Raw genomic sequence first — 26,369 nt, 5'->3', positions numbered from 1 at the left:
ATTTTAACAAATTAACAAGTACAATATGTGATTGTTCATGCAACCTGTATAAAAGTTAGAGAGTAACATTTAACTATTCATCAAAAAATTCATGAGCATTCTGCTAAAAATTGCTTTCTTTAAATCATTAACTGAATCCACCAATGAAAACAACCATATTAGCTTTACTAATTGCTTCATTAACCGGCTTATGCCAGGCTCAGAATTATAAAAAACGAGCGGATAATTACTACAAATATTATAACTACGAAAAGGCACTTAAAGATTACGGCAGATTATGGCGTAAGGACAAGGATAACATAGAGCTGCTCGAAAAGATTATCAGCTGCTACATTAAAGATAACACCCTAAAAGATGAAGCACTACCATACATTGAAAGGTTGCTTGAATTAAAGCCCAATAACCTGGAAGCTAAATTCAATAAAGCACTCGTTTTGTTCCATTCTCATAAGTTTGATGAGGCCTATTCAATCTTGCAAGAAATAGAACCTATTGCTGGTAGTACTATCGACCTATTGAAGCAAATTACCACTCTAAAGAGTAACATCAATAACGCTAAGCTCCTAATTTCTCATGCTCTGGATGTAAAATTTATCAACCTGGGCAACGAAATAAATACTACCCGAAATGAAGTCAGCCCTTATATAAGCGCAGATGAACAATCACTTTTTTACTCTTCTGATAAGCGGTATAACAGCTATGCTGGCATCTATTATTACAATATCTGTGTTGCTGAGAAGCAGGCACTAAACTTTGAAAAAGGCAAAACCATTGGTTCGCAGCTTAACTCAATATTTGACGAAATGGTGGCAGGTATTACACCCGACGGTTCACAATTGTTTGCTTTCCATAACCGCGAAGGTGACGAAACCATGGGCTATTCCAGTTACATTGGCAATCATCGCTTTGAGCCATTGGCAAATTTTGGTCCGCCATTGGATGCCAAAGGATCGGAATATGGCATGTGGATGACGGCAGGCAAAGATACCATCCTATTTGCATCAGAAAATCAGCAAGGCAATACAGATATTTATTATGCCATAAAATTACCAACTGGAGAATGGGGTGAAGCCCGCGAACTGCCGGGACAGGTTAATTCATCTACACACAATGAGAACTTTCCGGTTTTGGCACATAACGGGCAACGCATTTACTTCTCTTCCGACAACCTGCGTTCGATGGGTGGTTATGATTTGTTTTATGCTGACTGGGATTCTAATAAACGCGAGTGGGGAACTCCAATCAATATGGGCTACCCCATTAACGACACCTATCACAACTACAATATTTCGTGGGTCGAAGATGAAAGGTTTGCTTATGTATCTGCCATCAGACCCGAAGGCGCAGGCAAATATGATATATACAAGGTAGTATTTAACCAAACCTTACCATATACCGCTGTTATAAAAGCCAATATTCGTATTCGAAAAGATAGAAAGGTGCAGATACCTGATTTCAGCCCTAACATAAGTGTTACGGATACATTGGATAATTTAATTGGCTCCTATAAACCAACCAAAGATTCAGCTGACTTTGTATTAGCATTGACAGCCGGCACCTACAAAATACATGTGACACACGAACAAATTACTCCTCTGGAATATTTACTCATTATACCTGATAATCGCTATGTGTCAGTGGCAGACCGCCTTCAATTGATCGTAGTTCCGAAACCGGCAGATATTACTGTCAAATAAGCATTAAAACAGACGTTTTGCCTATTTTTGCTAATGAACACACATAAAAACAAAATAAAGCATGAAGCTTCATCTTAAAAATCCTATTGTATTTTTTGACCTTGAAACAACGGGCATAAACATTGCTAATGATCGAATTGTAGAAATAGCTATTCTGAAAGTGAATGTAGACGGTTCAGAAGAATCCTACTGCTATAAAGTCAATCCCGAAATACCAATCCCCCAGGTTACTTCAGAAATCCATGGCATTTATGATGAAGATGTAAAAGACGCCCCCACCTTTAAGGAACTGGGCAAAACGTTGGCAAAAATTATAGAAGGCTGCGATATTGCAGGCTTCAACTCCAATAAATTTGATGTACCATTGCTTGCTGAAGAATTTATCCGCGCCGATGTGGATTTTGACATGAAGAAACGCAAGTTTGTGGATGTGCAAACCATCTTCCACAAAATGGAGAAGCGTACTTTATCCGCGGCTTACAAATTCTATTGCGATAAAGATTTAAACAACGCCCACTCAGCCGAAGCCGACACTAAAGCAACTTACGAAGTATTAAAAGCTCAATTAGATCGCTACGAAGAGTTGGAGAACAATATTGAATTCCTGAATGACTTTTCTTCTTTTAATCGCAATGCCGATTTTATTGGCCGAATTATTTTTAACGACAAGGGCCTTGAAGTATTTAACTTCGGAAAATACAAGGGGAAAAGCGTTGAAGAAGTCCTTAAGAAAGACCCATCCTATTATGGCTGGATGATGAATGGCGACTTTCCATTGTTCACCAAAAAAGTATTGACAAACATTAAACTTCGCAGTTTTAATAAATAAACAGCTATGAAGATTTTATGCATTGGCCGCAATTACGTAAAGCACATTGAGGAACTTAATAACCAGGTACCATCGGAACCAGTTATTTTTGCTAAACCCGATTCTGCTTTACTTTTGAAAAACAAGCCATTTTTCATTCCTGATTTTGCCAGTGATTTCCACCACGAGGTAGAACTGGTGGTAAAAATCAACCGCATAGGAAAAAACATTGCGCCCCAGTTTGCACATCGCTATTACGATGAAGTAGCCCTGGGAATTGATTTTACAGCCCGTGATTTGCAGGCTGTACTAAAAAGTAAAGGCTTGCCATGGGAAAAAGCTAAAGCTTTTGATGGCTCGGCTGTATTATCTGCATTCATCAGCAAAGAAAGATTTGATGATATCCAAAACATCAACTTCCATCTTGAAAAAAACAATGAGACTGTCCAAATGGGCAATACAGGGCATATGATATTCCCTATTGACCAGATAATTTCTCATGTATCACAGTTTTTTACTCTGAAAATTGGCGACTTAATTTACACTGGCACTCCGGCGGGCGTTGGTCCTGTAGCCATTAACGACAGATTGAAGGGCTACATAGAAGATGAGCTGATGTTTGACTTTTTAGTGAAATAGCTCACAACATAAACTCTTCAACTTATCAACTGTTAAACAAATAAACATTCAACTAGTACATATGAAAACTCTAAAACACCTACTACTGATTGCCTTTGCAATTCCATTCTTTACCAGTTGCGGCTATAACACCATGGTTGAAAAAAGCGAAATGGTTGATGCCAGCTGGGCACAGGTCGAAAACGTATACCAGCGTCGGGCTGATCTAATCCCTAACCTCGTAAACACTGTAAAAGGCTATGCCGCACATGAGCAGGAAACACTAACAGGTGTGATTGAGGCCCGTTCAAAAGCCACTAGTGTTAATATTAATGCTGATAACCTGAATGAGGCGACTCTGGCTCAATTCCAGCAAGCCCAGGATGGTCTTACTTCAGCTCTTTCTAAATTAATGGTGGTGATGGAACGTTATCCGGACTTAAAGGCCAATCAAAACTTCATGGATCTGCAAGCCCAACTGGAAGGCACCGAAAATCGCATTGCTGTAGAACGCAAAAAATTCAATGATGCCACAAGGGATTATAATGCTTACATTAAAAAGTTTCCTCGCGTCATTTATGCCAGCTGGTTTGATTTTGAAAAGAAACCATACTTCAAAGCCGAAGCAGGATCTGAAAAAGCACCTAAAGTAGAATTTTAATCAACCAAAGTATGGCTAAAGATTTTTTTAGTGACGCTGAGCGTCAGCAGATTGTTGATGCTATCAAAGCTGCAGAACTTGATACATCGGGTGAAATACGGGTTCATCTGGATAAAACATGCCCCGAAGATGTGCTTGACCGTGCTGCTTACTGGTTCGAAAAACTTCAGATGCACAAAACAGAACAACGCAATGGGGTATTGTTTTACCTGGCGCATGAGGACCATAAGTTTGCCGTACTGGGCGATGCTGGTATCAACCAAAAAGTACCAGATGATTTCTGGAACTCGATTAAAGACCAGATGATTGCCGATTTCAAAGAAGGTGAATTTGCCAAAGGCCTGGCCAATGGCATTATTGAAAGTGGAAAACAACTAAAAGTCCACTTCCCCTATCAATCAGATGATGTCAATGAGTTATCTGACGACATTTCATTTGGCAGTTAATTAAACAAAAGACGATGAATAAATATATTTTAATTCTTATAGCACTATGGTCGATAATGGCTAATGCGCAGGATATACCTGAACGCCCTAATCCTCCACGATTGCTAAATGACTATGCCAGTCTGTTATCTGCTCAGCAAGAACAACAAATTGAAAATCACCTGGCCAATTTCGCACGCGAAACAAGCACCCAGATTACCATATTACTGGTTAACGATTTTGGAGGCACTTCGCGCGAGGATTTTGCCTTTAAAGTAGGTGAAAAGTGGGGTATAGGCCAAAAAGGAAAGAACAACGGTATAGTGGTTGTTATTAAGCCTCGTATTGGCAACTCACGTGGAGAAGCTTTTATTGCCACAGGTTATGGACTGGAAGGAGCCGTACCCGATGCTGTAGCCAATCGCATAATCGATCACGAGATGATTCCTTACTTTAAACAGAACGATTACTACTCGGGCATTGCAGCAGCAACCAACCGCCTGATGGCACTAACAAGGGGCGAATACACCGCTGATGATTACCTGGATCAGACAGGCAATGGCGGTGGTATTGGCTTCATAGGTATCATCTTCTTCTTTATCATTGTTTCATTCATAATGAAAGCGGCTGGAGGAAGAAGACGTAATTCACTGGGGGGCTCAAGCCTGCCCTTCTGGCTCCTTATGTCAATGATGGGAAGCAGCAGTAACCGATCACATAGTGGCAGTTTTGGTAACTTCTCAAGCGGAGGTGGAAGCTTTGGCGGAGGCGGTTTTGGCGGCTTCGGAGGTGGAAGCTTTGGGGGCGGAGGTGCCGGTGGCAGTTGGTAAGCCACCTTCATTGCCAGTTCATCAAAAAGCTTTATGTATAGCTTTGTCAATCTCATATAAGTGAATTGACTATCTCCAACAACTATGGACTGTGCTAGAAAACCAAGGCATAATATCTGAATATTGTAGACAAAAAAATTGCCGGTGAAGTGTTATTTCACCGGCAATTTTCATATACCATGTAGCTAATTAACCCAGCTCGTTAACCGCTACTTTGTATTTTGGATCTTCGTAGAAGTTAATATCAATGATAGCTGAAGCATTATCGAGCAGACGTCGACAATCGGCACTTAAATGGCGTAAATGCACCTTTTTACCTTGCTTGGCATAGCGCTCAGTTACTTTATTTAAAGCTTCAATAGCTGAATGGTCAGCTACTCGCGATTCTGCAAAATCAATAATCACTTCATCCGGGTCATTCATTACATCAAATTTTTCCTGAAAGGCAGTAACTGAACCAAAGAAAAGAGGTCCATATATCTCGTAGTGTTTGATACCTTCATCATCAACATATTTACGTGCCCTGATACGTTTGGCGTTTTCCCAGGCATAAGACAGTGCAGAAATAATCACCCCAATAAAGACAGCCACTGCCAAATTATGGAAGAATACGGTAACACCGGCCACCACAATCATTACAATCACATCAATAGCCGGCACCTTCTTAAAAATCTTTAAACTGGCCCATTCAAACGTCCCAATCGCTACCATAAACATTAAGCCTACAAGCGCAGCCATCGGCACCTTTTCAATCAATGATGACCCAAACAGAACGATAAGTAACAAACCAACTGCAGCTGCAATACCTGATAGTCGTTTACGGCCACCCGAACTCACATTGATAATGCTTTGTCCAATCATGGCACAACCACCCATACCACTGAAAAAGCCACATACCAGGTTAGCTGACCCCTGAGCAATACACTCTTTATTACCCCTGCCCCTTGTTTCGGTCATCTCATCAATAACCGATAAGGTCAACAAACTTTCAATGAGACCCACGGCTGCCATTACAAGTGAGTATGGTAAAATAATGAGAATATTATCCAATGTAAAAGGAATCATTGGTAAATGAAACTTTGGCAATCCTCCCGAGATTGAAGCAATATCGCCTACCGTTTTTGTTTCAACGCCTAATGTCAGAATCAGGGCTGATACAACGACAATAGCAGTTAAAGCAGCAGGTACAGCTTTTGTAATTTTTGGCAAAAAATGAATAATTAGCATGGTAAGTCCAACAAAACCTAGCATCATCCACAAAGCTGCTCCACTCATCCACTCCAGATCGCCAGCCAGGTTGGGTACCTTAAACTGGTCTAGCTGAGCCATGAAAATTACAATGGCCAATCCATTCACAAATCCAAACATAACCGGATGAGGGACCAAACGAATAAATTTACCAAGCTTTAACACGCCCACCAGAATCTGGATGATCCCCATAAGTACAACGGCGGCAAACAGGTATTCAACTCCATGCCTCACCACCAAACTAACGATGACTACAGCTATGGCGCCCGTTGCACCTGATATCATACCAGGTCTTCCACCAAACACTGCGGTAATTAAACCAATAATAAAAGCCGAATAAAGTCCTATAAGCGGACTTACCTTCGCCATTAATGAAAAGGCAACAGCTTCAGGTACAAGCGCCAAAGCAACTGTTAATCCAGACAAAATCTCATTTTTCAGGTTAGAACCTTGTCGTAGTTTTTCAATAAAAACCATGTATAGTTATTTTAAAAATTACACAAAACCATTACTGCACTACTCTAACTAGCGCATAAATACCAAACTTATCTTCAAGGGGATTAATTGCTAAAAAGCAAACATAAAAGGATATTGAATTAGCGGCCGCAAAGATAGGCATTCTATTCACAACATGAAAAAACCGGAAAGCATTAAAAAAGCCTTGATTCTTCCACTCAAGAATCAAGGCTTATAGAATTGCGATAATTTTTACTTTAATATTTCCACTCTTTAGCGGCTTCGTACATAGCAAGAACATTTTCAACAGGTGTTTCCACCTTTAATTTATGCGATGGTCCAAGAATGAAACCACCACCTGGTGCCATGGTATCAAGCAACTGCTTCACCCCTTCTTTTACTTGTTCCGGGGTCCCTTGCCTCAGCAACAACTCTTCATCCAGTGCACCACAAAAAGTAATATAATTGCCAAAGTCGGCTTTTAGACCATCCGGTTGCATACCATTTGCCCTTGTTTGAATAGGATCCAGTACATCGGCACCAATGCTTATAAACTCAGGCAGTAGTTTTCGCACACCGCCACATGAGTGCATATAAAACCTGGCACCATGCTCCTTGGGTACCTTTACAAAGGCTTCGATAGCTGGCTTACAATATTGCTCCCAGATATCCTGACTAATAGATAATCCAGCCTGTGAACCAAAGTCATCGGCAATCCTAATAAAGTCGATGCCTCCACCGGCTTTCTCAAAAAACTCTTTAATAAAATCGAGGTAGAAGGTATTGACTTTTTCGACCAATGCGGCAAAAAACTTAGGATGATACATGATAACATCCAAAAAGCTATCTCTACCAAGTAATCGTTGTATGATGCGAAATAATCCGGGTGATGAATACCCGGGCGCAGTCATAATGGCGTAGTCTTTGTACTTATTAATCTTCTCAGGTAACGAATCAAAATCAAACAAACCGGTGGTAGGCCAGTCAACATCCTCCAACGCAAGCGGGTCTGTTTGTCCTTCTAAAGGAAAATCCGTGGCTTCCCAAAACTCAAAGTCACCGTATTTTACTTTTGAATAACCAACACCCCATATATCGGTCTTTGACAGACCATCACCCTCAACAAGTTTTTTACCTACATAATCTGGCTCAACCCAACGAAAGTCAACATCCAGATACTCCAATAGCTGATCACGATTCTGAAACCCCAGGTGTTCCATCAACTTCACACCAAATTCGGGGACGTCCCAATAAAAAAACGGCACTCTATCCACTGGTTCGCGGTCTAGTGCCTTCAGGACTCTTTCCTTGTGAATCATAAGCGTTGCTTTTGATTAAAAAATAAGATTTTTCTCATCGCAAAACTTGTCGAATTTAGAAAAGATATGACAAAAATCAAATTTTTTAGGACCAAAGCATCATTTCACCTGATGAAAATACCCGCAATAACTTGTCATTTCCCCAATGTTTACAGGTGTTTTAATACTAGAGCGATAGAAATGTTAAAACTTTTGTTTGTTTATCAATAATAACAAAAACCTGACTTTCACAAGCGATTATATGTCAAAACATAGCATTAACTAATAAACCGAAAGGCCAACCCGATCAAGTAAAATACCATTCAAGAGTAACACTTTGCATTTGGGCTTACTGACGTACTTTTACAATCTCATACATCAGTATGCCGGCTGCAACAGATACATTAAGCGACTCAATCTCGCCCAATAGCGGAATCTTACTTTTTATTTCTGCAGCTGCCAGTATTTTAGGATTAACACCTCTATCTTCAGCTCCCATCACCAAGGCAATTGGGCCTCGATAGTTAGCCTGGTTATAATCAACCGCCCCTTTTTCGGTAGCGGCCACCACTTTTAACCCACTGTTTTGAAGAAATTCGACGGTAGATATAAGGCTGCGCACCCGGCATACAGGAATTTTATGCAATGCCCCAGCCGATGTTTTAATGGCATCTGAAGTAACAGCAGCAGCACCAGTTTCGGGAATAACTATAGCATCAACGCCTGCGCATTCGGCAGTGCGTGCAATGGCACCAAAATTGCGCACATCGGTAATATGATCGAGCACCAGCACAAACGGTTCTTTTCCTTCATCAAACAACATGGGCACAAGTTGCTCAATATCCTGATAAGTCACTGGTGAAATCATGGCAATCACTCCCTGGTGGTTCTGGCGAGTCAGGCGGTTAAGCTTTTCCATTGGTACAAACTGAAATGGTACCTGGTGTGCCCTTACTTCGTCTAAGAAACTTTGAAAAAGAGCACCCTGCAAGCCCTTCTTAATCATTACCTTTTCTATTTCTTTACCGGCACTGATTGCCTCCTGAACGGCACGTATGCCGAACACCATCTGTTGTTCTTTCTCTTGCTTTGCCATATTAATCTAATTCCGATTTTTGCAGTTGTAGTTCCTCTAATTCCTCATGTGCCTGTTCCCAGGCTGCCATAGCTGTATTCAATGCTGTTTCTACCTCTTTATATTCAGCAAATAAGCTGGTATCGGAAGCATTCTCAGGTACGCTAATTTTTTCAGTTAACTGTTCAAGTTTTTCCTCTAAATTCGCAATATTTGCCTCACAATCCTCTACCTGCCGCTCTGTCTTTTTTATTTTCTTATTGAGCTCCTTACGCTCCTCAAATGATAGTTTTGCCTGAGAGCCCTCCTTCTTAACCGACTCATTTTTCTTCGAAGCAATGGATGCGTTGAGTTCATTCAGGCTCTCCAGCTTTTTCTTTTCAAGAAAATCGTAAATACCTCCAATGTGCTCTTTTATTTTCTGATGCCTGAATTCATAGACCTTATCAACCAAGCCATCCAAAAATTCCCGGTCGTGTGAAACCAGAATAACGGTTCCATCAAAATCCCTCAATGCCTGCTTCAGAATTTCTTTTGATCGCATATCCAGGTGGTTAGTTGGCTCATCAAGTATCAGCAAGTTTACTGGCTCCAGCAGCAATCGTACCATAGCCAGTCTCGTACGTTCACCTCCCGATAGCACGGCCACTTTCTTGTCTACTTCCTCACCCGAAAACATAAAGGCTCCCAGTAAGTCTCTTATCTTAGTACGTATCTCGCCAACGGCAACTAAATCAATCGTTTCAAGTACCGTATGAGTTTCATCCAGCCGTTCAGCCTGATCCTGTGCAAAATACCCGATTTTGACATTGTGCCCCATGGTGAGTTTACCCTGATGCGCCAGTTCATTCATAATGATACGCGCCATGGTGGTTTTTCCTTCTCCGTTACGCCCCACAAAAGCCACCTTCTCACCTCTTTCGATGGTCAAATCCACCTCATTCAGCACCAGCAAATCGCCATACGACTTGGAAACTTCCTCACCTTTTACCACCACGGTACCTGAGCGGGGAGCTGGCGGAAATTTGATATTTAAAGCTGAATTATCAAATTCATCGACTTCAATACGATCCAGCTTCTCAAGTTGCTTAATACGCGACTGCACCTGAACAGCTTTGGTTGACTTGTAGCGAAATCGTTCTATGAATTTCTCGGTATCTTCTATCTTCTTCTGCTGATTGACATAAGCATTGAGTTGCTGCTCACGACGCTCCTTGCGCAGTTCAATAAACTTTGAGTAACTGGCTCTATAATCGTAAATCTTACCTAAGGATATTTCAATACTACGGTTTGTTATGGCATCAAGAAAAGCTTTATCGTGGGAAATGAGCACCACTGCCCCTCCATAGGTTTTCAGGAAATCTTCGAGCCATTGAATGGAATCAATATCCAGGTGGTTAGTTGGCTCATCCAGCAGAAAAACATCGGGTCGTTCAAGCAATATTTTAGCTAATTCAATACGCATACGCCAGCCACCACTAAACTCACCTGTATTACGATTAAAATCGCTTCGCTCAAAACCCAACCCTTTCAAGGTGGTTTCAATCAATGCTTCGTGATTACTACCTCCCATCAGGTTAAAGCGCTCTGTTTTTTCATTTAGCTTATCCAAGAGAGCCAAATAAGATTCTGACTCATAATCGGTACGCTCACCTATTTCAGTGGTAATCTCAGCAATCTGTTGTTCCAGTGCTTTTAATTCGGAAAACGCCAGTTCCACCTCTTCGACCACACTGCGCGTATCATTGTACTTCATGTGCTGAGGCAGATAGCCAAGCTTCATGCCTTTTGGCATGGTAACCATACCACTGGTTGGCTCCTGATGACCTGCTATAATTTTAAGTAAGGTTGATTTTCCGGCTCCATTTTTACCGATTAAGCCAATCCTATCCTTATTGTTTATCAGGAATGAAACCTCTTCGAAGAGTTTGAAACCACCAAAATCAACTGTTAACTGATTAATTGAAACCATTCATTAAAATTTGTGCAAAGATAGCATAAAAAAGCCGACAGTATCAGCTGTCAGCTTTGTGAGATTTTTCAGTTATAATTAATTACCCAACTACTCTACTTCCTCTATAGTAACTTCGTAATCAGGGTTAAACTTTACAACATACAAGCCCCTATTAAAGAAACCACCCCAATTAGCCATACGAACAAAATCCAATTTTGATTGAATTGTATGTGGCTGATGATGCTGGATACAGTGTGTAAAATTAGCACCATAATTTCGGAGTGCTGTTACGAAATAATAGGTTACATCATGCCCCCATAAACTATAACGACTCAAGTTAGAATTCACAGATGCTGTCTGGAAAAACGGAGATATTGCCATTGGCTCTGTCCCAAACCAACTTCGGTAGGTATTGATGCGTTCATTGTTAATCGTATCAGTATAATCTACCGCATAGTAACTGAATATATGGCCATTGAGCTTATGTATATCCTCAGGATTAATGGTATTGTACTTCATCCACTCGGGCAAGCCCCATAGCGTAACTGGTGTTTTCGTTTTATCGGCGGCGCCCTTTACAGTCGTAATAATACGATTGACCTGCGCCTCTTCCATCGAAGGAATAATTACGGCGTTCTCCTTATCGTTCGCAAACATACGCTCCATGCTTACCAGGTCATCCTGCTTAAAGTTATACTCAACAAAGTCAGGCACCTGGCCATTTTTAAAGCTTTCCCAATAAACTTTATCACGAATAAGCTGACTAAGTTTCTGTTCAAAAACATTGTCTTTACTTTCCGTGCGAATCATCACCAGGCGCTTACCCATCGACTGTTGAATCATCTTTTGAGCCATTATATCAATCATCAGGGTATCCGGTGCATTGGCCTGAAACAACAGTGGATTATTCTCCAGCTCACTATTACTGGTTGATAGAGGATAAACCATCGGTATGTTATTCACCCTTGAGAAATCGGAAACTAATTTAAGGTTGGATGAATATGCCGGGCCAATAATAAGGTCAGCATGTCGCAATTCAGGTTTGTTAAGTATCTGTTTCACCTTATTGCTATCAGGAGCGGTATCATACACAAACAAGTCCACATTAACGCCCTCTTTTTTCAGAGCATCTAATGCCAATAAAGTACCCTGATAAAATTCGACAAACACTTTGGAACGATTGGATAGTTTGCGTTTCTCATTCTCAACCTGTATGGTATCGCCATCAACCTCTTCAAAAGTATAATTAATTGCGTTGGTTGCTTCAAAGTTAAATGGCAACAAAACAGCCACGGCAATAGATGGTTTTGAGATACTGTAGTCATAAGTATCGCAAGCTTGCTTCTCAAAGGCGAAAGTATCTTCCGTACCGCTCTCAGCCTCATCAGTCTCTACAATACGAATTGACTCATAATAATCTTCCACCCATTTTTTACTTGGCACCTTAATAATCATACCTTTTCGCCAGTCATTTAAATCAATACCTGATGAAGTATTCACTTTCTCAATCAGTTCGGCAGGCACGCCATACGTCTTTTCTACATCGTATAAGCTCTCGCGCTTCCGTATTTTATGGTCAATCAGAACAGCATCCTTAAACGGATCTTGTTTTTTGGCCTGACGAATGCTCGCTTTAGGTATGCGAACCAAATAGCCCAAAGGTAAATCATTGGCATTGATGGAAGAATTGGCCACAATCACATCCTGCGATCGGGCATTATATTTTTCCGAAATGCTATATAAGGTTTCACCGCTTTTAATCTTATGGTAGATATAAATTGCATCCTCAGAGCCATCGACCAGCTGAGGCTCCACCACTTTTTCTTCATCAGCTTTTTTGACTGGCACTCTTACATAAGAACCAACAGATAATATACCAGACTCAAGCCCTTTGTTGTGCTTAATGATGTCGCGAATATCAACATCATATTTGCGGCCTATGGCATAGAGTGTCTCTTTTGGTGCTACTTTATGCAGATGATACCCTTCCTCAATGGCTGAGTGGTCATGCTTCACTACATCCTTCTTTGGAATCTTAATCATGGCACCTACCAGCAGCTGCTGATTACTGCCAGGATTGTTTTCATAGATATCCTGTAAATCTACTTTGTAGCGTTTTGAAATATAATAGGCAGTCTGCCCTTTTTCCACTGTATGATAAATATACTGTCCGGTATTTAATTGCTCCTCAGTACTGTTACGTCCCTTTATCACCGGAACTTTAATCAATTGCCCTTCTTTTAGCCCTAATGCAGCCGATGGGTTGACCTCCAGAATCTCTTTCTGGGAGACGCCATAAGAAACGCTAATGCGATACAAGCCTTCGCTCTTTCTGACTTTATGCAGGTAATACTCTTGCCCGTCAATGATTATCTTTTCGGTGCCTTGGGGAATACCTTCCTGTGCCAGCATACCAGATTCTGAAATCGTAAAAAGAGCAATAAACAGGTTTAATAAGATGATAATCTTCTTCATATTTTACACATACTAAAATCGCAAGCTGACACATGATGATTATGCGTCAATAGCGAAGAAAGCTCAAAAGTAAAAAAAAGCGGTGAAACCTAATAAAGGATTCACCGCTTTAATAATTCTTCACAGCTTGACGAATCAAGCCATAGGCTTATGTTATTGTGGATAATTTGGACTGATGAGTATATTTTTGTCAAAGGACTGAAGCTTTCCTTTCTTCACATAGGGCTCTCCACGCTCTTTAAGGTGCGCAACCATTTTCTTACGCCATGCCTTAAGCGTCTTTTGATATTGCTTGTTCTCAACCAGATTTCGTTCTTCACCTTTATCGGCAATGAGATCAAATAATTGTTCCTCACCTGTTCTGAAAAACCAAACATATTTTGTTTCGCCATCAGTTAGTGCACACCAGTAATTATGCTCATCGTAGGTGGTTGCATGCTCCAGGTCAATATACTGGCGCCACTCGGCAGCTTCATCTTTAACCAGGTCCATCATCGACAGACCATCCATTCTTTCAGGTTGCTGAACGCCTGCCACATCAAGCATAGTTGGTAAAATATCTCTCAGCTCAACGCATTGCAATAGCTCACTTCCCTTTTGCACCTCACTGTTGACACTACCTGGCCATTTCACAATAAAAGGCACCCTTGTCGAGCCCTCATAAGCGTATGTTTTGCGCCAGTGGTTATGATCACCCATCATATCGCCATGGTCAGACACAAATATTATTAATGCATTATCATACATGCCTTTCTCTTTCAGCTCAGTGATAAAGCGACCAATCTGATCATCAATAAATGTAATGGCAGCATAATAGTGTCGTCGTGAATTAACGGCATGTTCGACCCCGTAATCGCCGAAAGCAGCATCTTTATTTTCAGGGTAATTGGCAAAACGTTCTGCCCATTCGCCCATATACGGTTCAGGTATATCGACTCCCTCATACATATCGAGGTAACGCTTAGGCGGATCATATGGACTGTGCGGACGGGCAAAGCTCACCTTCATAAACAATGGTTCATCCTGATTATATTCATCTACGAAATCAATGGCTGTTTGTGCTGTCCAGTATGTAGGGTGTAAATCTTCAGCAAGCAGATATGTACCAGACCTGTGCTCATTCCACCCTATACCCGTTGCGTCAGGATCCACATTAGGTGCTTTTGTTGCAAACCACTGGCGATAATCACTAACAAAACCCTCAGACTCCACTCTTCCACTTTCATCTAGCAGTGTTTGGTGAAAACCATGAAGGTTACGTTGAGGATGCCAGTGCATTTTACCTATGCCGATGGCGTAGTAGCCATTATCCCTGAGCATCTGTGGCATCTCATAGTCATACTTTTCAGCAACTTTATAGTACCCTAGCATCCCATGTTGCCATGGTGACATACCAGTCAGCAAACCGGCTCTGGCAGGTGTACAACTTGGCACTGAACTATACCCATTTGAAAACCAAGCACCATCATTAGCCAATGCATCAAGGTGTGGTGTTTTAATTAGTGAATTTTCTTTTCCCAAACAATCACCTCTTTGCTGGTCGGTCATTATCAGGAAAATATGTGGTTGATCCTGTGCACTGACAGGCCATACGGCAATAAACAACAACAGACAAAAAATGTACTTCATATCTCATGGTTTTTGTTACCAAACAAAATTGGAATATAATGCAGATGTATAAAGCAATTGTATGTTCAAAATTGAGGAGAATTGAACAATGAAGGGATTTACAGACTACTCAGTCAATTGTCAGTTGGCCATCTGCACCAAGTACAACGCGGCCATCAAGCACCTCGTTTGATTGTGGATGAACAAAACCTTTTATAACTCCGGTTTTTTGTTTGAGCACCAATGCTTCCACCTGCTTTGAAGTAAGTTTTTTGCCCATAAATTCGAAAGGAATTCGCAATCGACAACCGTTCCGGAAATTATTACAACCATAAGCGGCTTTGCCTTTCACCACAGTTCCCACCTTGCATAAAGGACATGTCCACACATCCGGCTCTGCTTTTTCCAGTTTTAAAGCAAAGGCCTCATCCAGCACTACAGTACCATCTACTTTGGTATCGCCCTCACTAAAACCCTTAATTTTAGATGTCTTTCCTTTTTGAATTAATTGCTGTACCTGTTTATCAGTCAGTTTTTTACCCATAAACCCGAAAGGAATAAGCGTTTTGCATCCTTCTTTAAAACGGGAACACCCCCAGGCGGAGTTGCCTTTAAGCATCCTTCCCTGCTTACAGTTCGGACAAAGCAGCTCTTGATTCTCTTCTTTTTTTGGCGACTTTTCGGATTTTTGATCAGCAGATTCTTCAACTACTTCAATTTTTGTCTCTGTGCGATCATGCTTCACATGAAATACAATGTCAGATACCATTTGCTTCAGTTCGTTCATAAACTCACCAGCATCATACTGTCCTTTCTCAATTTCACGCAGCTTTTTTTCCCAAATTCCGGTTAACTCGGCCGACTTCAACAATTCATTCTTAATGGTATCAATCAATTGCATACCGGTAATGGTAGGATGCAAATTCTTACGCACTTTAGTAATATACTTACGTCGGAAGATGGTTTCGATAATGGCGGCACGCGTTGACGGCCGGCCAATGCCATTTTCTTTCATAGCATCACGCAGCTCTTCATCATCCACCTGCTTACCCGCAGTTTCCATGGCTCGCAAAAGTGTTGCCTCAGTATAGGGTTTAGGAGCTTGTGTTTCTTTTTCAATCAGCAACGGCTCATGTGGCCCCTTTTCACCCACCTGAAATTCGGGCATAATATCATCCGGCTTCTTCTCTTCCTTCCCGTCCATGAAAACAATGCGCCAGCCCGGATCTAATAACTGCTTACCAGTCGCTTTAAACTCAACACCATTGACATCGCCCATTACCTGCGTATTGGAGATGGTTGCATCAGGATAAAAAGCAGCAATAAAACGCCTTGCTACCAGCTCATACACCACCTTCTCGTCGCGGCTCATATTATTGGCATGCACGCCCGTTGGGATAATGGCATGGTGATCAGTCACTTTTTTATCATCAAACACCTTTTTCGATTTCTTCAACTTAGCCTTTAGTAATGGCTCAGTCAAATGCTGATGATCTTTCATACCCTTTAATATATTGGGCACTTTCGGATAAATATCATTACTCAAAAATGTAGTATCTACACGCGGATAAGTAGTCAGCTTCTTCTCATAGAGTGATTGAATAGTCTTCAGAGTCTCTTCGGCAGAGAAACCAAACTTTTTGTTACACTCCACCTGTAACGACGTCAGGTCAAACAAACGAGGTGGCGCTTCTTTGCCTTTCTTTTTAGAGAAATCTTTTACTTCGAAATCACTTGTCCTGATGGTTTCCAGATAAGCGTTTCCTTCTTCTTTCTGACTAAAACGCCCTTTGGTAGCCGAAAAAACAACCTCTTTGTATTTGGTTTTCAATTCCCAAAACGGTTCTGGCTTGAAATTATCAATAGCCTTCTGCCTATCAACAATCAATGCCAGCGTAGGAGTTTGCACGCGCCCAATAGAAAGCACCTGGCCCTGTTGTCCGTATTTAAGAGTGTATAACCTTGTAGCATTAATCCCCAACAGCCAATCGCCAATGGCACGTGAACTACCGGCCGCATACAGGTTTTTGAAATCATCACCCGAACGTAGCTTTTCAAAACCTTCCCTGATAGCCTCTTCGGTTAAGGACGAAATCCATAGGCGCTTAACCGGGCATTTTGTGCCTGCTTTGTGCAATACCCATCGCTGAATGAGTTCTCCTTCCTGGCCAGCATCACCACAGTTAACCACCTCATCGGCGCTCTGTACCAGTTTTTGGATGGTATTAAATTGCTTTTCGATACCAGAGTCATTAATCAGCTTAATGCCAAACCTGGAAGGAATCATTGGCAACCACCCCAAGCTCCACCGTTTCCATTCGGGCAAATATTCATGGGGCTCCTTTAGCGTACACAAGTGACCAAATGTCCAGGTAACCTGATAGTTGTTGCCTTCATAATAGCCATCACGCTTTGATTTCGCACCAACAATCTGGGCAATTTCAAAAGCTACACTCGGTTTCTCGGCAATACAAACAATCATGCGGTATCGGTAAAAATTGATAGCGAATATACAATTTCCTAAAAAAATAGCTTTAAAAATAGCTGCAGGAGTTATCAACAAATCAGCTTAAATAGTTGATAATCTAAATACTTTATGCTATGAGATTATCGACTTACACCTCCAAAATGAACTTATTGTGAATTTTATTCCTTTTTTTCGGGAAATACTCAAAAAAAGTTGAGCTTATGTGAAAAATGTTCCTACATTTGTTCCTGAACAATTATTTACAAGAGGCTCCTTATTACAAACAATGCCTCACAATTTTTTTTAAATGAATAAAGGTACAGTTAAGTTCTTTAATGATTCAAAAGGTTACGGATTCATTAAGGATGAAGAAAGCAACAAAGAGTATTTTGTGCACGTTACAGGTCTTATTGACGAGATCAAAGAAAATGACGAAGTAACTTACGAGCTTCAAGAAGGCCGTAAGGGTTTAAACGCGGTAAATGTAAAACTAGCATAGATTAGATTTATATTTAAATGAGATTATTAAAAGCTGTTTCGATATGAAGCAGCTTTTTTTCGTTTAATAGCCACACTTAAAGTGACCTTTCTCATTATCTTCTTTTGTCAATTTATATATCTTGCCTTTTTTTGAGAATCATAAAACAGTATATAATGACACAGGAAATCCAATTTGCACAACAACTGATAGATTTCATACATGAAAGCCCTACTGCTTTTCATGTAGTTGCCAACACAGCTAAAGAACTTGAGGCTAATGGCTTTGAATACCTTGACATTCGCTCAGAGTGGAACATTGAAAAAGGTGGAAAATACTACACGACTAAAGCCGATTCGGCCCTTTTTGCTTTTCAGATTGGTAGCGATGCCCCAGAAGAGAGCGGATTAAGGCTGATTAGTGCTCATAGCGACTCACCGGGCTTTAAAATTAAGCCACAGCCCGAAATGCTGGTCAACGACAAATACCTAAAACTGAATACCGAAGTATATGGCGGTCCTATTTTGATGACATGGCTTGACAGACCTCTTTCACTGGCCGGACGGGTTTTACTTAAAGGCGGGCATACATTAACACCAGAATCAAGATTAATAGATTTCAGAAAGCCATTATTGGTAATCCCGAGTGTAGCCATTCACCTTAACAGAAGCGTGAATGATGGTATAGAGCTTAACAAACAGGTTGATATGTTGCCGCTGATGTGCATTGTTAATGACACCCTTGAAAAGGACAATTACCTGTTGAAGATGATTGCTGACGAACTAAAGGTGGATACAACTGAAATACTTGACTTCGACTTGTTCGTTTATGAATTTGAAAAGGGCTGCCTGGTTGGTCCTAACCAGGAATTCATCTCTTCACCTAAGTTGGATGATTTAGCTATGGTGCATGCCGGACTTAAAGCAATCACTACTCAAACCAACACGGCTGCCACCAATATACTTTGCGTATTTGACAATGAAGAAGTGGGAAGCGTGACCAAGCAGGGTGCCGGCTCTCCTGTATTACGCAACATCATCGAACGCATCATGGAGAAATTGGGTAAATCGCAGGAGGAATACCAAAGGTGTATTTATCAATCGTTTATGATTTCGGCAGATATGGCGCACTCTGTTCATCCTAACCATCCCGAAAAGCATGATCCTGTTTTGAATCCGTTGATGAATGAAGGACCGGTCATTAAAATTCATGCCAATCAAAAGTACACCACTGATGGTGAGAGCGCAGCTATATTCGAAACAATCTGCAAGCAAGCCGATGTGCCGGTGCAGAAATTTGTTAACCGCTCTGATATGGTTGGAGGCTCAACACTGGGCAATGTATCCACTGGTAAAATCGACATAAGAACAGTTGATATTGGTAACCCAATGCTAGGCATGCACTCGGTTAGAGAGCTTGGAGGTACTTTAGATCACACCTATGTAGCCAAAGCATTTACTACTTTCTATAATCTTGACTAGTTCAATCACAACTCAATTAGATAGCAGCAGCACTTTTCAGGTGCTGCTTTTTTTGTCAAAAAGTGTACATTTACCATTCCGTTTGGAGAGAAAAATTATTATTTAAAAATGTAAACTTATTTACAACCACAAACTCAATCTTATGAGATTAATTCAATTAGCAATTTTACTATTAACAATTACGCTCCTGCCAGCATGTAAATCTGCACAAGTATATTCCGATCACGATCCGAGTGCTAAGTTCGACAGCTATAGCAACTTCATGGTACTTGAACACATGCGTTCAATACCCATCAAAGAAGATACTAAATTATGGCTGCACAGCGCCATCAAAGAGCAGATGCAAAACCGGGGCTATTCCGAAAGTAAAAGCCCTGATTTACTCGTGAAAATTATGATTAAATCAAAAACGAAAGAAACCACTTCGTTACAACGGAATGATAAGTTTTACTGGGGCAGCACCTATTATCCTTATGGCTGGGGACTTAATACAGGCGTTGACAGAGTTGAGTACAACACTCATACCGAAGGCACAATTATCATTGATGTTATTGACCGCGAAAAGAAAGAATTGATTTGGCAGGCCAGCGCATCTGGTGCAGCAAAAAACGATAAAAAACTTACTGAAGAAGCTGTTAAGAAGCTTATTGAGAAAATTTTTGTCACTTATCCGTTAGCGCCAAAGCAATAATATTACAATCTTACTAAAAGGGTGAACAGGTCAGCACATGGCCTTTCACCCTTTTCTTTCAACGAATCACACTTGTACATTTTAGATAAGCATGGACAAACACGAACTTTCGGAGACAGATAAAGCTTTTTTTCAGGATGGATTACGCCTGGCTGAAGCAGCAACAAATAATCAACCCGCAGCCAATAAGCTTTGGCAGGCCACCAGGCAGGAACAAGACGCTATTGAAGGACTTATTGAAGCCCTAAGCAGTGAGGCAGCACGTCAAAATATCACTATTGACTGCCGGAAAGGCTGCAGTTGGTGCTGTCACCAGCCTATCTTTGGTGTTTCACACGAATTTCATTACCTCTGGAAATTTATAGAACTCAACATGAGCGAAAATGAACGACAGGGTGTATTGCAAAGAGCATTTGACAATTACCAGAAGAGAGGCCGCCTTTCGCAGGATGAGTTAAACAAAAGTAAGTTACCATGCCCCTTGCTTAAGGATGGCGCCTGCAGTGCCTACCCGGCACGTCCGATGGCCTGTAGAATTTACCTGTCCATGTCTGAAGAGAGCTGTAAAAGATTCCACGACAGTCCGGAAGATGAAAACAACTACCCGGCCCTGCTGGAATTTCCGTTAAGAGCCGGACAAATGATGAACGAAGGCTTTACTGAAGGTCTTAAGCCAACCGGGCTGATTAATAATGAATACCTCATGGAAGAAGGTCTGCTAATTGCGCACAACAATGGTGACCCAATCGATGAAAACAATCTCAGTAATCATCCACTTTTTAAAAAGTACTAATTTACCAACCAAACCTCCCCCTGATGAATAACCCACAAAAAGAACGAAAAGCATTTATTACCCGAACAATTCTTATTTCAACAATACTAATTGCAGCCGTAACCGGCACATATCTCTATTATTTCGTATTGGTTTTTAATGCCATTGAGCACGGCAAAGTGTATGGTGAAAGCACTGTAAAAGGTGGCAGGTATGAGGTATACACACTGAAATACTATTACCAGCACAACAACAGCACCTACTTTGATAAGGTTGACTACGTGATAGGCCAGGAACTGCAGCTGGGAGATTCGATAGCGGTGCGTGTATTAAAACCCTATCCACCCAAGCATATGGTTGATAAAGTTTACCGCGACGATTCAAAGCGTTACACCTACGACTGCAAAGATGGCTTTCTGATAAGGTATAACGAGCATATCAACACCATTACGGACTACGAAGATAAAGCATCGAGGGTTATCCAGACATCGGAAGACAACGCTATCCACTTATCGGATAATACTTCAGAAAGGACGACAGCAATAATGACTGACGCAATAGATAATATCAAGTTTAACATGGGTTCACTGGTTGATTATTACATTATTAAAACCAGCAATGATACGGTTTACCTGCATGCAGTCTATCATTACCTGAATGACTTCTCCACCGATGCCATGCCTTCAAAAATATTACACCAACAGCTGAATAAACAACTAACCGACAAACACATCCACATTTCGGTAGTAGAGAAAGATAATCCCAAAAAGGAATTCATACTTGATAAGAACTGGTAAAGTTGTTTAAGGTCCTTAGTGAAGTGCTTCCAAAAGAGTACCTTCATTAAGGGTCCCAAACAACATTTTTACCAATAGGGTGATAATGTTTGCAAACAAATGGGCCTATCTGCACTATCCCCTAGTCTTGCTTAACTGAAATCGCATAGAAGTTGCCATTAGCATCTCCTATGTAGAGGATATCATTTTCAATAACAGGGCTTGACAGAAAAGCACCTAACCCAAGGATCTGTTGCTCCACTTCTTTGCTATCGGCACCATACAACTCAACACCATCAGCAAATTCAGTTTCTGACTTAAATAATTGTGCATAACGCTGATGGCTTTCGGCTGTCTGAAACTCAAAAACAACATCACCTGATTGGGCAGACATGCCATAAAGCTTTCCGTTGAAACATCCGAAATACACAATACCATTGCAATCAGCAGCAGTGCCATACACGCGCATATTCAATTCTTTTTGCCACTGAACAGCACCATCATCGGCATTGAAACAATAGAAACGATGCGTATCCGAAGTACCGAAGTACAAATTATCATCTATTAGCAACGGCGTGGCAATCACCCAGCTCCCACGCTCTTTGTAATTCCAATGGCCTCGTCCGCTGGTCACATCCAGGGCGTAAACATTAAAATCGCGACTACCGAAAATAACTTTATCCTTGTAGACACAAGCCGCTTTTTGAATGGCTCCATTGGGAAAATACTTGTCTCCAACCGTTTTGAATTTCCACACTAATTGTCCCGTATCACCATCTAAAGCATAGAAATAGCCATCAAAACTACCAATCAGTACTTTTTCATCGTAAATAACAGCTGAGGCATGCACAACTCCAACAGTCCGGTATTTCCAGACCAACTCACCATTTTCAGCATTGAGGGCGTAAACATGCTGATCGCCACTTCCGATGTAAACTATCCCCTTATGAACGACAGGTGACGACAAATAATAATCCCACATATCCACCGTTTTCTCATCATCCATAGTAAACGTCCATATCTCGCTACCGCTCAACCGGTCAAACGCCTGAATGGAACCACTGGCATCGTTAATAATAATAAGCTCATTATAAACACATGGTTTGGATTTAATCGCTCCTTTTACGCGTGCTGTCCAAATAGGCTTTCCTGTTTGTTTGCTCAGCGCATATAAGTTGGAGGCATTATCCCCAAAATAAATATAATCCTCAACCACAGGGGATGAATAAATACCAGACTCAGCTTTAAATTGCCACAACAGAGTATCCTGCGCACTGATATAATGTGAAATACATAATAAAAACAAAGCAATAACAATTCTCATAATTTGGATTTAATTGAATTATGCTAATAGGACAGTTAAACTGGCCATTTACCCTTATCCTATTATACCTTTCGGTTCTCAGAAATAAGCAATAAAACCGTTTAAAATAGCAAAAACATACGTATAGAGTCGTTTTGATATTTTTGTCACAAACGGAAAGAATTCGATATTCGCACACTTTCTCGCTTGATTATTTATACTTTTGCAGCCGTTAAGGTGCTCATGCTTAAAATGGGAATCCGGTGCTATAGCCATATAAATTCCGGAGCTATCCCCGTAGCTGTAAGCCTCTTGCTTGAATAAAGCAGGTATTGCTAAATGCCACTATCCCTGTTTGGGATGGGAAGGCAGCCATACCGAGGTAAGCCAGAAGACCTGCCTTAACATGAAATACTTCGGGGTAAAGTGAAAACTATTTGCTGGATGCAGATACCTTTCATCGATCCTCCTGAAGCTTGTTGAACAATTAATTATTTAAACAATGCAGGAGCTACAAATCAATGCTGTTTCGACCGAACTAAACCAGGCGATACAGCAAAAAATCGATCTTAAAACCAAACCGCTTGGGGCACTGGGAATGCTTGAAAAAATTGCATTCAAAGTATGCCAGATTCAACAAACCACCGCACCACAATTATCGAAACCTGCCATACTTGTATGTGCCGGTGATCATGGCATCACACAGGAGAAGGTGAGCCCCTTTCCGCAGGAGGTGACCTTTCAGATGGTCATGAACTTTTTAGGTGGCGGAGCTGCCATCAATGTATTCTGCCGTCAGAACAATATTCAACTGCTGGTAGCCGATACGGGCGTTAACTTTGATTTTGAAGCCAATGAGCAATTGTTGGATCTGAAAGTAAGAAAGGGTACCCGTAACTTTGCGGTTGAGCCAGCCATGACTCGCGAAGAGTGCCAAACAGCCATGATGAATGGTGCTAAAGTGATAGAACAACTGCACCTGGAAGGCACCAATATTGTTGGCTTTGGAGAGATGGGCATTGGCAACACCACGGCCGCTACGGCATTGCTGTGTAAATACGCAGGCATTTCGGCGAATGAGGCCAGCGGAGCCGGCACAGGGCTTGATGCCGAGGGCATACTACACAAAGCCAGTGTGATTGATAAGGCACTGCAGCTACATGCTGAAATAAGCCATCCGCTTGATATACTGACTACCTTTGGCGGTTATGAAATTGCCACCATTTGCGGTGCCATACTTAAAGCAGCCGAGCTAAAAATGGTCATCCTTTCCGACGGCTTTATTGCCACTTCAGCCCTAATAGCAGCTCATGCCATCAATCCGAATGTAACGGATTATTGCCTGTTTGCCCATGAGTCGAACGAGCAGGGACATAAACTGATGCTTAAACACCTGAAGGCCGAACCCATCCTGCACCTGGGATTGCGATTGGGCGAAGGTACCGGCTCGGCTGTTGCCTATCCGCTTGTTCAATCGGCCGTGTGCTTTATGAATGAAATGAGTAGCTTTGAGGATGCCGGCGTGAGTAATAAAGAGTAAAATAAAGCTATTAGCTGATGGCTATTGGCTATTGGCTAATAGCTTATTTCTATTCCAGGCATTTCCTCATAAACCAAAACACATGAAACAACAACTCAATCTCCTGCTAACTGCCTTTGGCTTTTTCACCCGCATACCGGTGCCTTTTAACGTTGCGTTTTCGCAGGAGAACCTCAATAAATGTAACCGTTACCTGCCTTTGGTGGGTCTGGTAGTTGGTGGCATAAGCGGATTGATTTTTTACCTGTCATCATTGTTACTACCCCATGCAGTGGCTGTGATATTATCGATGATTACCTCGGTACTGCTCACCGGCGCTTTTCATGAGGATGGGGTTGCTGATGTGTGTGATGCCTTTGGTGGCGGCTGGACAAAGGAGAAAATCCTCGATATCATGAAGGATTCACGGGTGGGTGCCTATGGTGCAATTGGCATCTTGCTGTTGTTACTTCTGAAATTTACAACGCTGAATGAAATGCCGGCTGCTGCAATGGCTAAGGTGCTGATAGCTGGTCATATGCTCAGTCGTATGATGGCTGTATGGACCATGCACTCGCTGGCCTATGTGCGCGACGATGAAAAGAGTAAATCAAAACCCATCACTAAGTCGCTGCAAAGCCCCGACCTGGTAATTGCCATGTGCATCGCCTTGCTGTCACTGGTGCTATTCGCCGATTGGATGGTCTTTTTGATACTCATCCCGGCTTTTATAGCCAAAGTGTGGCTGGAGCATTACTTCAAAAAATGGATTGGTGGCTATACAGGCGATTGCCTGGGCACTATCCAGCAGGTGAGCGAAATAGTTATCTACCTCGGACTGCTGGCTATATTCACCTACCAGGCCAATGAGGCTACTTTTCATCTGTTTAAATAAAGAGGCATGACGGAGATTTGGTTAATCAGACACACAACGCCCAGAGTTAATAAGGGCACCTGCTACGGTCAGCTGGATGTGCCCTTAACAGACCGTTTTATTGATGAGGCTGAAGCCATCAGAAAGCAGTTGCCAGGTGGACTGTTTGATGCTGTATACACCAGCCCTTTAAGCAGATGCACAAGGCTTACCAAACTACTTTTTACCTCGCAGGAAGCCGTGACTGACCAACGCATAATGGAGCTCAACTTTGGCCAATGGGAAGGTCAGGCATGGGAATCAATAAACGCTGACCTGCTTAAACAATGGGGTGATAATTTTCTGACACAAGCACCACCCGATGGTGAGCACTTCAACCAGCTATTGATGCGCGTCAATAGTTTTATGGATGAATTATTGCTCAAGCAACACCCCAAAGTAGCAGTGGTAACACACTCCGGTGTCATCAGGGCCTTGCTGTCGCGTTTCCTGTCCATACCGGCCAGTAAAGTGTTTAGCCTCGAACTCAGCTACGGAGCCGTGGTAAAAATCATTATTCACACAACGGATTATCAACAAGTAAAATTTATAAAAGGGTAACACCGATTATTTAATGAACTTAGCGTTAAGTGCGCATACTTCTTAACGCTCTTCATTAATATATCGGCATAATACCAAACGTTAATTTTTAAAAGCATTACAGACCGATTAAAAATGTAAAAAACATTGAAACGCCTATATGATATGCAATCCCGCCGGTATTGTTATTAATAGGGTAGGCTTATTATTTCTATAAATATTCAACTTCTCCGAAGTTGTTTTATTATCTCCAGCGGAGATAAATATTTGTAGATA

At 41.5% G+C, this 26,369-nt stretch carries 22 protein-coding genes and 1 riboswitch; of the genes, 14 read left to right on the top strand and 8 right to left on the bottom strand.

The window, feature by feature from the left end; genetic code table 11:
- The first annotated feature begins 143 nt into the window (after positions 1-143).
- The 6 genes from KEM09_RS17670 to KEM09_RS17645 all read left to right on the top strand — a co-directional run bounded on the left by KEM09_RS17670 (position 144) and on the right by KEM09_RS17645 (position 5,039).
- Positions 144-1,697: a CDC27 family protein gene (locus KEM09_RS17670; RefSeq protein ID WP_212230298.1), complete on the top strand. Its 1,554-nt coding sequence runs from the start codon at positions 144-146 to the stop codon at positions 1,695-1,697.
- Between the two features lie 61 nt (positions 1,698-1,758).
- Positions 1,759-2,526 (top strand): 3'-5' exonuclease, encoded by a 768-nt coding sequence (locus KEM09_RS17665; protein ID WP_212230296.1) that lies wholly within the window; start codon positions 1,759-1,761, stop codon positions 2,524-2,526.
- A gap of 6 nt (positions 2,527-2,532) precedes the next feature.
- Positions 2,533-3,144, top strand: coding sequence for a fumarylacetoacetate hydrolase family protein (locus KEM09_RS17660; RefSeq protein ID WP_212230294.1), 612 nt, complete (start codon positions 2,533-2,535; stop codon positions 3,142-3,144).
- Positions 3,145-3,205: 61 nt separating this feature from the next.
- A complete protein-coding gene (locus KEM09_RS17655; RefSeq protein WP_212230293.1) occupies positions 3,206-3,784 on the top strand; it encodes a LemA family protein in 579 nt (192 codons plus the stop codon).
- 11 nt (positions 3,785-3,795) lie between these two features.
- A complete protein-coding gene (locus KEM09_RS17650) occupies positions 3,796-4,230 on the top strand; it encodes a TPM domain-containing protein (RefSeq protein ID WP_212230292.1) in 435 nt (144 codons plus the stop codon).
- Positions 4,231-4,244: 14 nt separating this feature from the next.
- Complete coding sequence (locus KEM09_RS17645; RefSeq protein WP_212230291.1) at positions 4,245-5,039, top strand: TPM domain-containing protein; 795 nt, start codon at positions 4,245-4,247, stop codon at positions 5,037-5,039.
- Between the two features lie 189 nt (positions 5,040-5,228).
- On the opposite strand, the gene KEM09_RS17640 is transcribed toward KEM09_RS17645, so the two are convergent.
- From KEM09_RS17640 to KEM09_RS17610, 7 genes are all read right to left on the bottom strand, one after another.
- Entirely contained in the window at positions 5,229-6,764 is a 1,536-nt protein-coding gene (locus KEM09_RS17640) for a SulP family inorganic anion transporter (RefSeq protein WP_212230290.1), read from the bottom strand.
- A 236-nt stretch (positions 6,765-7,000) separates the two neighbouring features.
- Positions 7,001-8,062 carry a uroporphyrinogen decarboxylase family protein gene (locus tag KEM09_RS17635; RefSeq protein WP_212230289.1) on the bottom strand — a complete coding sequence of 354 codons (1,062 nt, stop codon included), beginning with the start codon at positions 8,060-8,062 and terminating at the stop codon, positions 7,001-7,003.
- A 328-nt stretch (positions 8,063-8,390) separates the two neighbouring features.
- On the bottom strand, positions 8,391-9,137 hold the full coding sequence (gene rlmB, locus KEM09_RS17630; protein WP_212189255.1) for a 23S rRNA (guanosine(2251)-2'-O)-methyltransferase RlmB: 747 nt from the start codon (positions 9,135-9,137) through the stop codon (positions 8,391-8,393).
- A 1-nt stretch (position 9,138) separates the two neighbouring features.
- Entirely contained in the window at positions 9,139-11,088 is a 1,950-nt protein-coding gene (locus KEM09_RS17625) for an ABC-F family ATP-binding cassette domain-containing protein (RefSeq protein ID WP_212230288.1), read from the bottom strand.
- Positions 11,089-11,178: 90 nt separating this feature from the next.
- On the bottom strand, positions 11,179-13,545 hold the full coding sequence (locus tag KEM09_RS17620; RefSeq protein ID WP_212230287.1) for a LysM peptidoglycan-binding domain-containing protein: 2,367 nt from the start codon (positions 13,543-13,545) through the stop codon (positions 11,179-11,181).
- A gap of 153 nt (positions 13,546-13,698) precedes the next feature.
- Entirely contained in the window at positions 13,699-15,174 is a 1,476-nt protein-coding gene (locus KEM09_RS17615; RefSeq protein ID WP_212230286.1) for an arylsulfatase, read from the bottom strand.
- A gap of 109 nt (positions 15,175-15,283) precedes the next feature.
- Positions 15,284-17,635, bottom strand: coding sequence for a type IA DNA topoisomerase (locus KEM09_RS17610; protein WP_212230285.1), 2,352 nt, complete (start codon positions 17,633-17,635; stop codon positions 15,284-15,286).
- A 292-nt stretch (positions 17,636-17,927) separates the two neighbouring features.
- Between KEM09_RS17610 and KEM09_RS17605 the strand changes: the two genes are divergently transcribed.
- The 5 genes from KEM09_RS17605 (at position 17,928) to KEM09_RS17585 (ending at position 21,839) form a co-directional block, all read left to right on the top strand.
- Entirely contained in the window at positions 17,928-18,119 is a 192-nt protein-coding gene (locus tag KEM09_RS17605; RefSeq protein ID WP_212189250.1) for a cold-shock protein, read from the top strand.
- A 155-nt stretch (positions 18,120-18,274) separates the two neighbouring features.
- On the top strand, positions 18,275-19,579 hold the full coding sequence (locus KEM09_RS17600; protein WP_212230284.1) for a M18 family aminopeptidase: 1,305 nt from the start codon (positions 18,275-18,277) through the stop codon (positions 19,577-19,579).
- Between the two features lie 142 nt (positions 19,580-19,721).
- Entirely contained in the window at positions 19,722-20,270 is a 549-nt protein-coding gene (locus tag KEM09_RS17595) for a DUF4136 domain-containing protein (RefSeq protein ID WP_212230283.1), read from the top strand.
- Positions 20,271-20,361: 91 nt separating this feature from the next.
- On the top strand, positions 20,362-21,063 hold the full coding sequence (locus tag KEM09_RS17590; RefSeq protein WP_212230282.1) for a YkgJ family cysteine cluster protein: 702 nt from the start codon (positions 20,362-20,364) through the stop codon (positions 21,061-21,063).
- 23 nt (positions 21,064-21,086) lie between these two features.
- Positions 21,087-21,839 carry a hypothetical protein gene (locus tag KEM09_RS17585; protein WP_212230281.1) on the top strand — a complete coding sequence of 251 codons (753 nt, stop codon included), beginning with the start codon at positions 21,087-21,089 and terminating at the stop codon, positions 21,837-21,839.
- 121 nt (positions 21,840-21,960) lie between these two features.
- Here the strand turns inward: KEM09_RS17585 and KEM09_RS17580 are convergent, their stop codons facing one another.
- Entirely contained in the window at positions 21,961-23,142 is a 1,182-nt protein-coding gene (locus KEM09_RS17580) for an outer membrane protein assembly factor BamB family protein (protein ID WP_212230279.1), read from the bottom strand.
- A gap of 197 nt (positions 23,143-23,339) precedes the next feature.
- Positions 23,340-23,539: riboswitch (cobalamin riboswitch) on the top strand.
- An 84-nt stretch (positions 23,540-23,623) separates the two neighbouring features.
- Here KEM09_RS17580 and cobT point away from each other — a divergent pair.
- The 3 genes from cobT to cobC all read left to right on the top strand — a co-directional run bounded on the left by cobT (position 23,624) and on the right by cobC (position 26,114).
- Positions 23,624-24,661 carry a nicotinate-nucleotide--dimethylbenzimidazole phosphoribosyltransferase gene (gene cobT, locus KEM09_RS17575; RefSeq protein ID WP_212230277.1) on the top strand — a complete coding sequence of 346 codons (1,038 nt, stop codon included), beginning with the start codon at positions 23,624-23,626 and terminating at the stop codon, positions 24,659-24,661.
- A gap of 82 nt (positions 24,662-24,743) precedes the next feature.
- Positions 24,744-25,535, top strand: a complete 792-nt coding sequence (locus tag KEM09_RS17570; protein WP_212230275.1) for an adenosylcobinamide-GDP ribazoletransferase — start codon at positions 24,744-24,746, stop codon at positions 25,533-25,535.
- A 6-nt stretch (positions 25,536-25,541) separates the two neighbouring features.
- Positions 25,542-26,114: an alpha-ribazole phosphatase gene (cobC, locus tag KEM09_RS17565; RefSeq protein ID WP_212230273.1), complete on the top strand. Its 573-nt coding sequence runs from the start codon at positions 25,542-25,544 to the stop codon at positions 26,112-26,114.
- Positions 26,115-26,369 lie beyond the last annotated feature (255 nt).

The organism is Carboxylicivirga mesophila (genome assembly GCF_018271975.1).
Taxonomy (GTDB): Bacteria; Bacteroidota; Bacteroidia; order Bacteroidales; family Marinilabiliaceae; genus Carboxylicivirga; species Carboxylicivirga mesophila.
The sequence above is the reverse complement of the archived record's forward strand: the minus strand, read 5'-3'. Positions and strand labels throughout refer to the sequence as shown.

Bases quoted from the DNA above. Each gene is read 5' to 3' on its own strand.
- KEM09_RS17670 (WP_212230298.1), top strand. From the start codon at position 144: ATGAAAACAACCATATTAGCTTTACTAATTGCTTCATTAACCGGCTTA.
- KEM09_RS17665 (WP_212230296.1), top strand. From the start codon at position 1,759: ATGAAGCTTCATCTTAAAAATCCTATTGTATTTTTTGACCTTGAAACA.
- KEM09_RS17660 (WP_212230294.1), top strand. From the start codon at position 2,533: ATGAAGATTTTATGCATTGGCCGCAATTACGTAAAGCACATTGAGGAA.
- KEM09_RS17655 (WP_212230293.1), top strand. From the start codon at position 3,206: ATGAAAACTCTAAAACACCTACTACTGATTGCCTTTGCAATTCCATTC.
- KEM09_RS17650 (WP_212230292.1), top strand. From the start codon at position 3,796: ATGGCTAAAGATTTTTTTAGTGACGCTGAGCGTCAGCAGATTGTTGAT.
- KEM09_RS17645 (WP_212230291.1), top strand. From the start codon at position 4,245: ATGAATAAATATATTTTAATTCTTATAGCACTATGGTCGATAATGGCT.
- KEM09_RS17640 (WP_212230290.1), bottom strand. From the start codon at position 6,764: ATGGTTTTTATTGAAAAACTACGACAAGGTTCTAACCTGAAAAATGAG.
- KEM09_RS17635 (WP_212230289.1), bottom strand. From the start codon at position 8,062: ATGATTCACAAGGAAAGAGTCCTGAAGGCACTAGACCGCGAACCAGTG.
- rlmB (WP_212189255.1), bottom strand. From the start codon at position 9,137: ATGGCAAAGCAAGAGAAAGAACAACAGATGGTGTTCGGCATACGTGCC.
- KEM09_RS17625 (WP_212230288.1), bottom strand. From the start codon at position 11,088: ATGGTTTCAATTAATCAGTTAACAGTTGATTTTGGTGGTTTCAAACTC.
- KEM09_RS17620 (WP_212230287.1), bottom strand. From the start codon at position 13,545: ATGAAGAAGATTATCATCTTATTAAACCTGTTTATTGCTCTTTTTACG.
- KEM09_RS17615 (WP_212230286.1), bottom strand. From the start codon at position 15,174: ATGAAGTACATTTTTTGTCTGTTGTTGTTTATTGCCGTATGGCCTGTC.
- KEM09_RS17610 (WP_212230285.1), bottom strand. From the start codon at position 17,635: ATGATTGTTTGTATTGCCGAGAAACCGAGTGTAGCTTTTGAAATTGCC.
- KEM09_RS17605 (WP_212189250.1), top strand. From the start codon at position 17,928: ATGAATAAAGGTACAGTTAAGTTCTTTAATGATTCAAAAGGTTACGGA.
- KEM09_RS17600 (WP_212230284.1), top strand. From the start codon at position 18,275: ATGACACAGGAAATCCAATTTGCACAACAACTGATAGATTTCATACAT.
- KEM09_RS17595 (WP_212230283.1), top strand. From the start codon at position 19,722: ATGAGATTAATTCAATTAGCAATTTTACTATTAACAATTACGCTCCTG.
- KEM09_RS17590 (WP_212230282.1), top strand. From the start codon at position 20,362: ATGGACAAACACGAACTTTCGGAGACAGATAAAGCTTTTTTTCAGGAT.
- KEM09_RS17585 (WP_212230281.1), top strand. From the start codon at position 21,087: ATGAATAACCCACAAAAAGAACGAAAAGCATTTATTACCCGAACAATT.
- KEM09_RS17580 (WP_212230279.1), bottom strand. From the start codon at position 23,142: ATGAGAATTGTTATTGCTTTGTTTTTATTATGTATTTCACATTATATC.
- cobT (WP_212230277.1), top strand. From the start codon at position 23,624: ATGCAGGAGCTACAAATCAATGCTGTTTCGACCGAACTAAACCAGGCG.
- KEM09_RS17570 (WP_212230275.1), top strand. From the start codon at position 24,744: ATGAAACAACAACTCAATCTCCTGCTAACTGCCTTTGGCTTTTTCACC.
- cobC (WP_212230273.1), top strand. From the start codon at position 25,542: ATGACGGAGATTTGGTTAATCAGACACACAACGCCCAGAGTTAATAAG.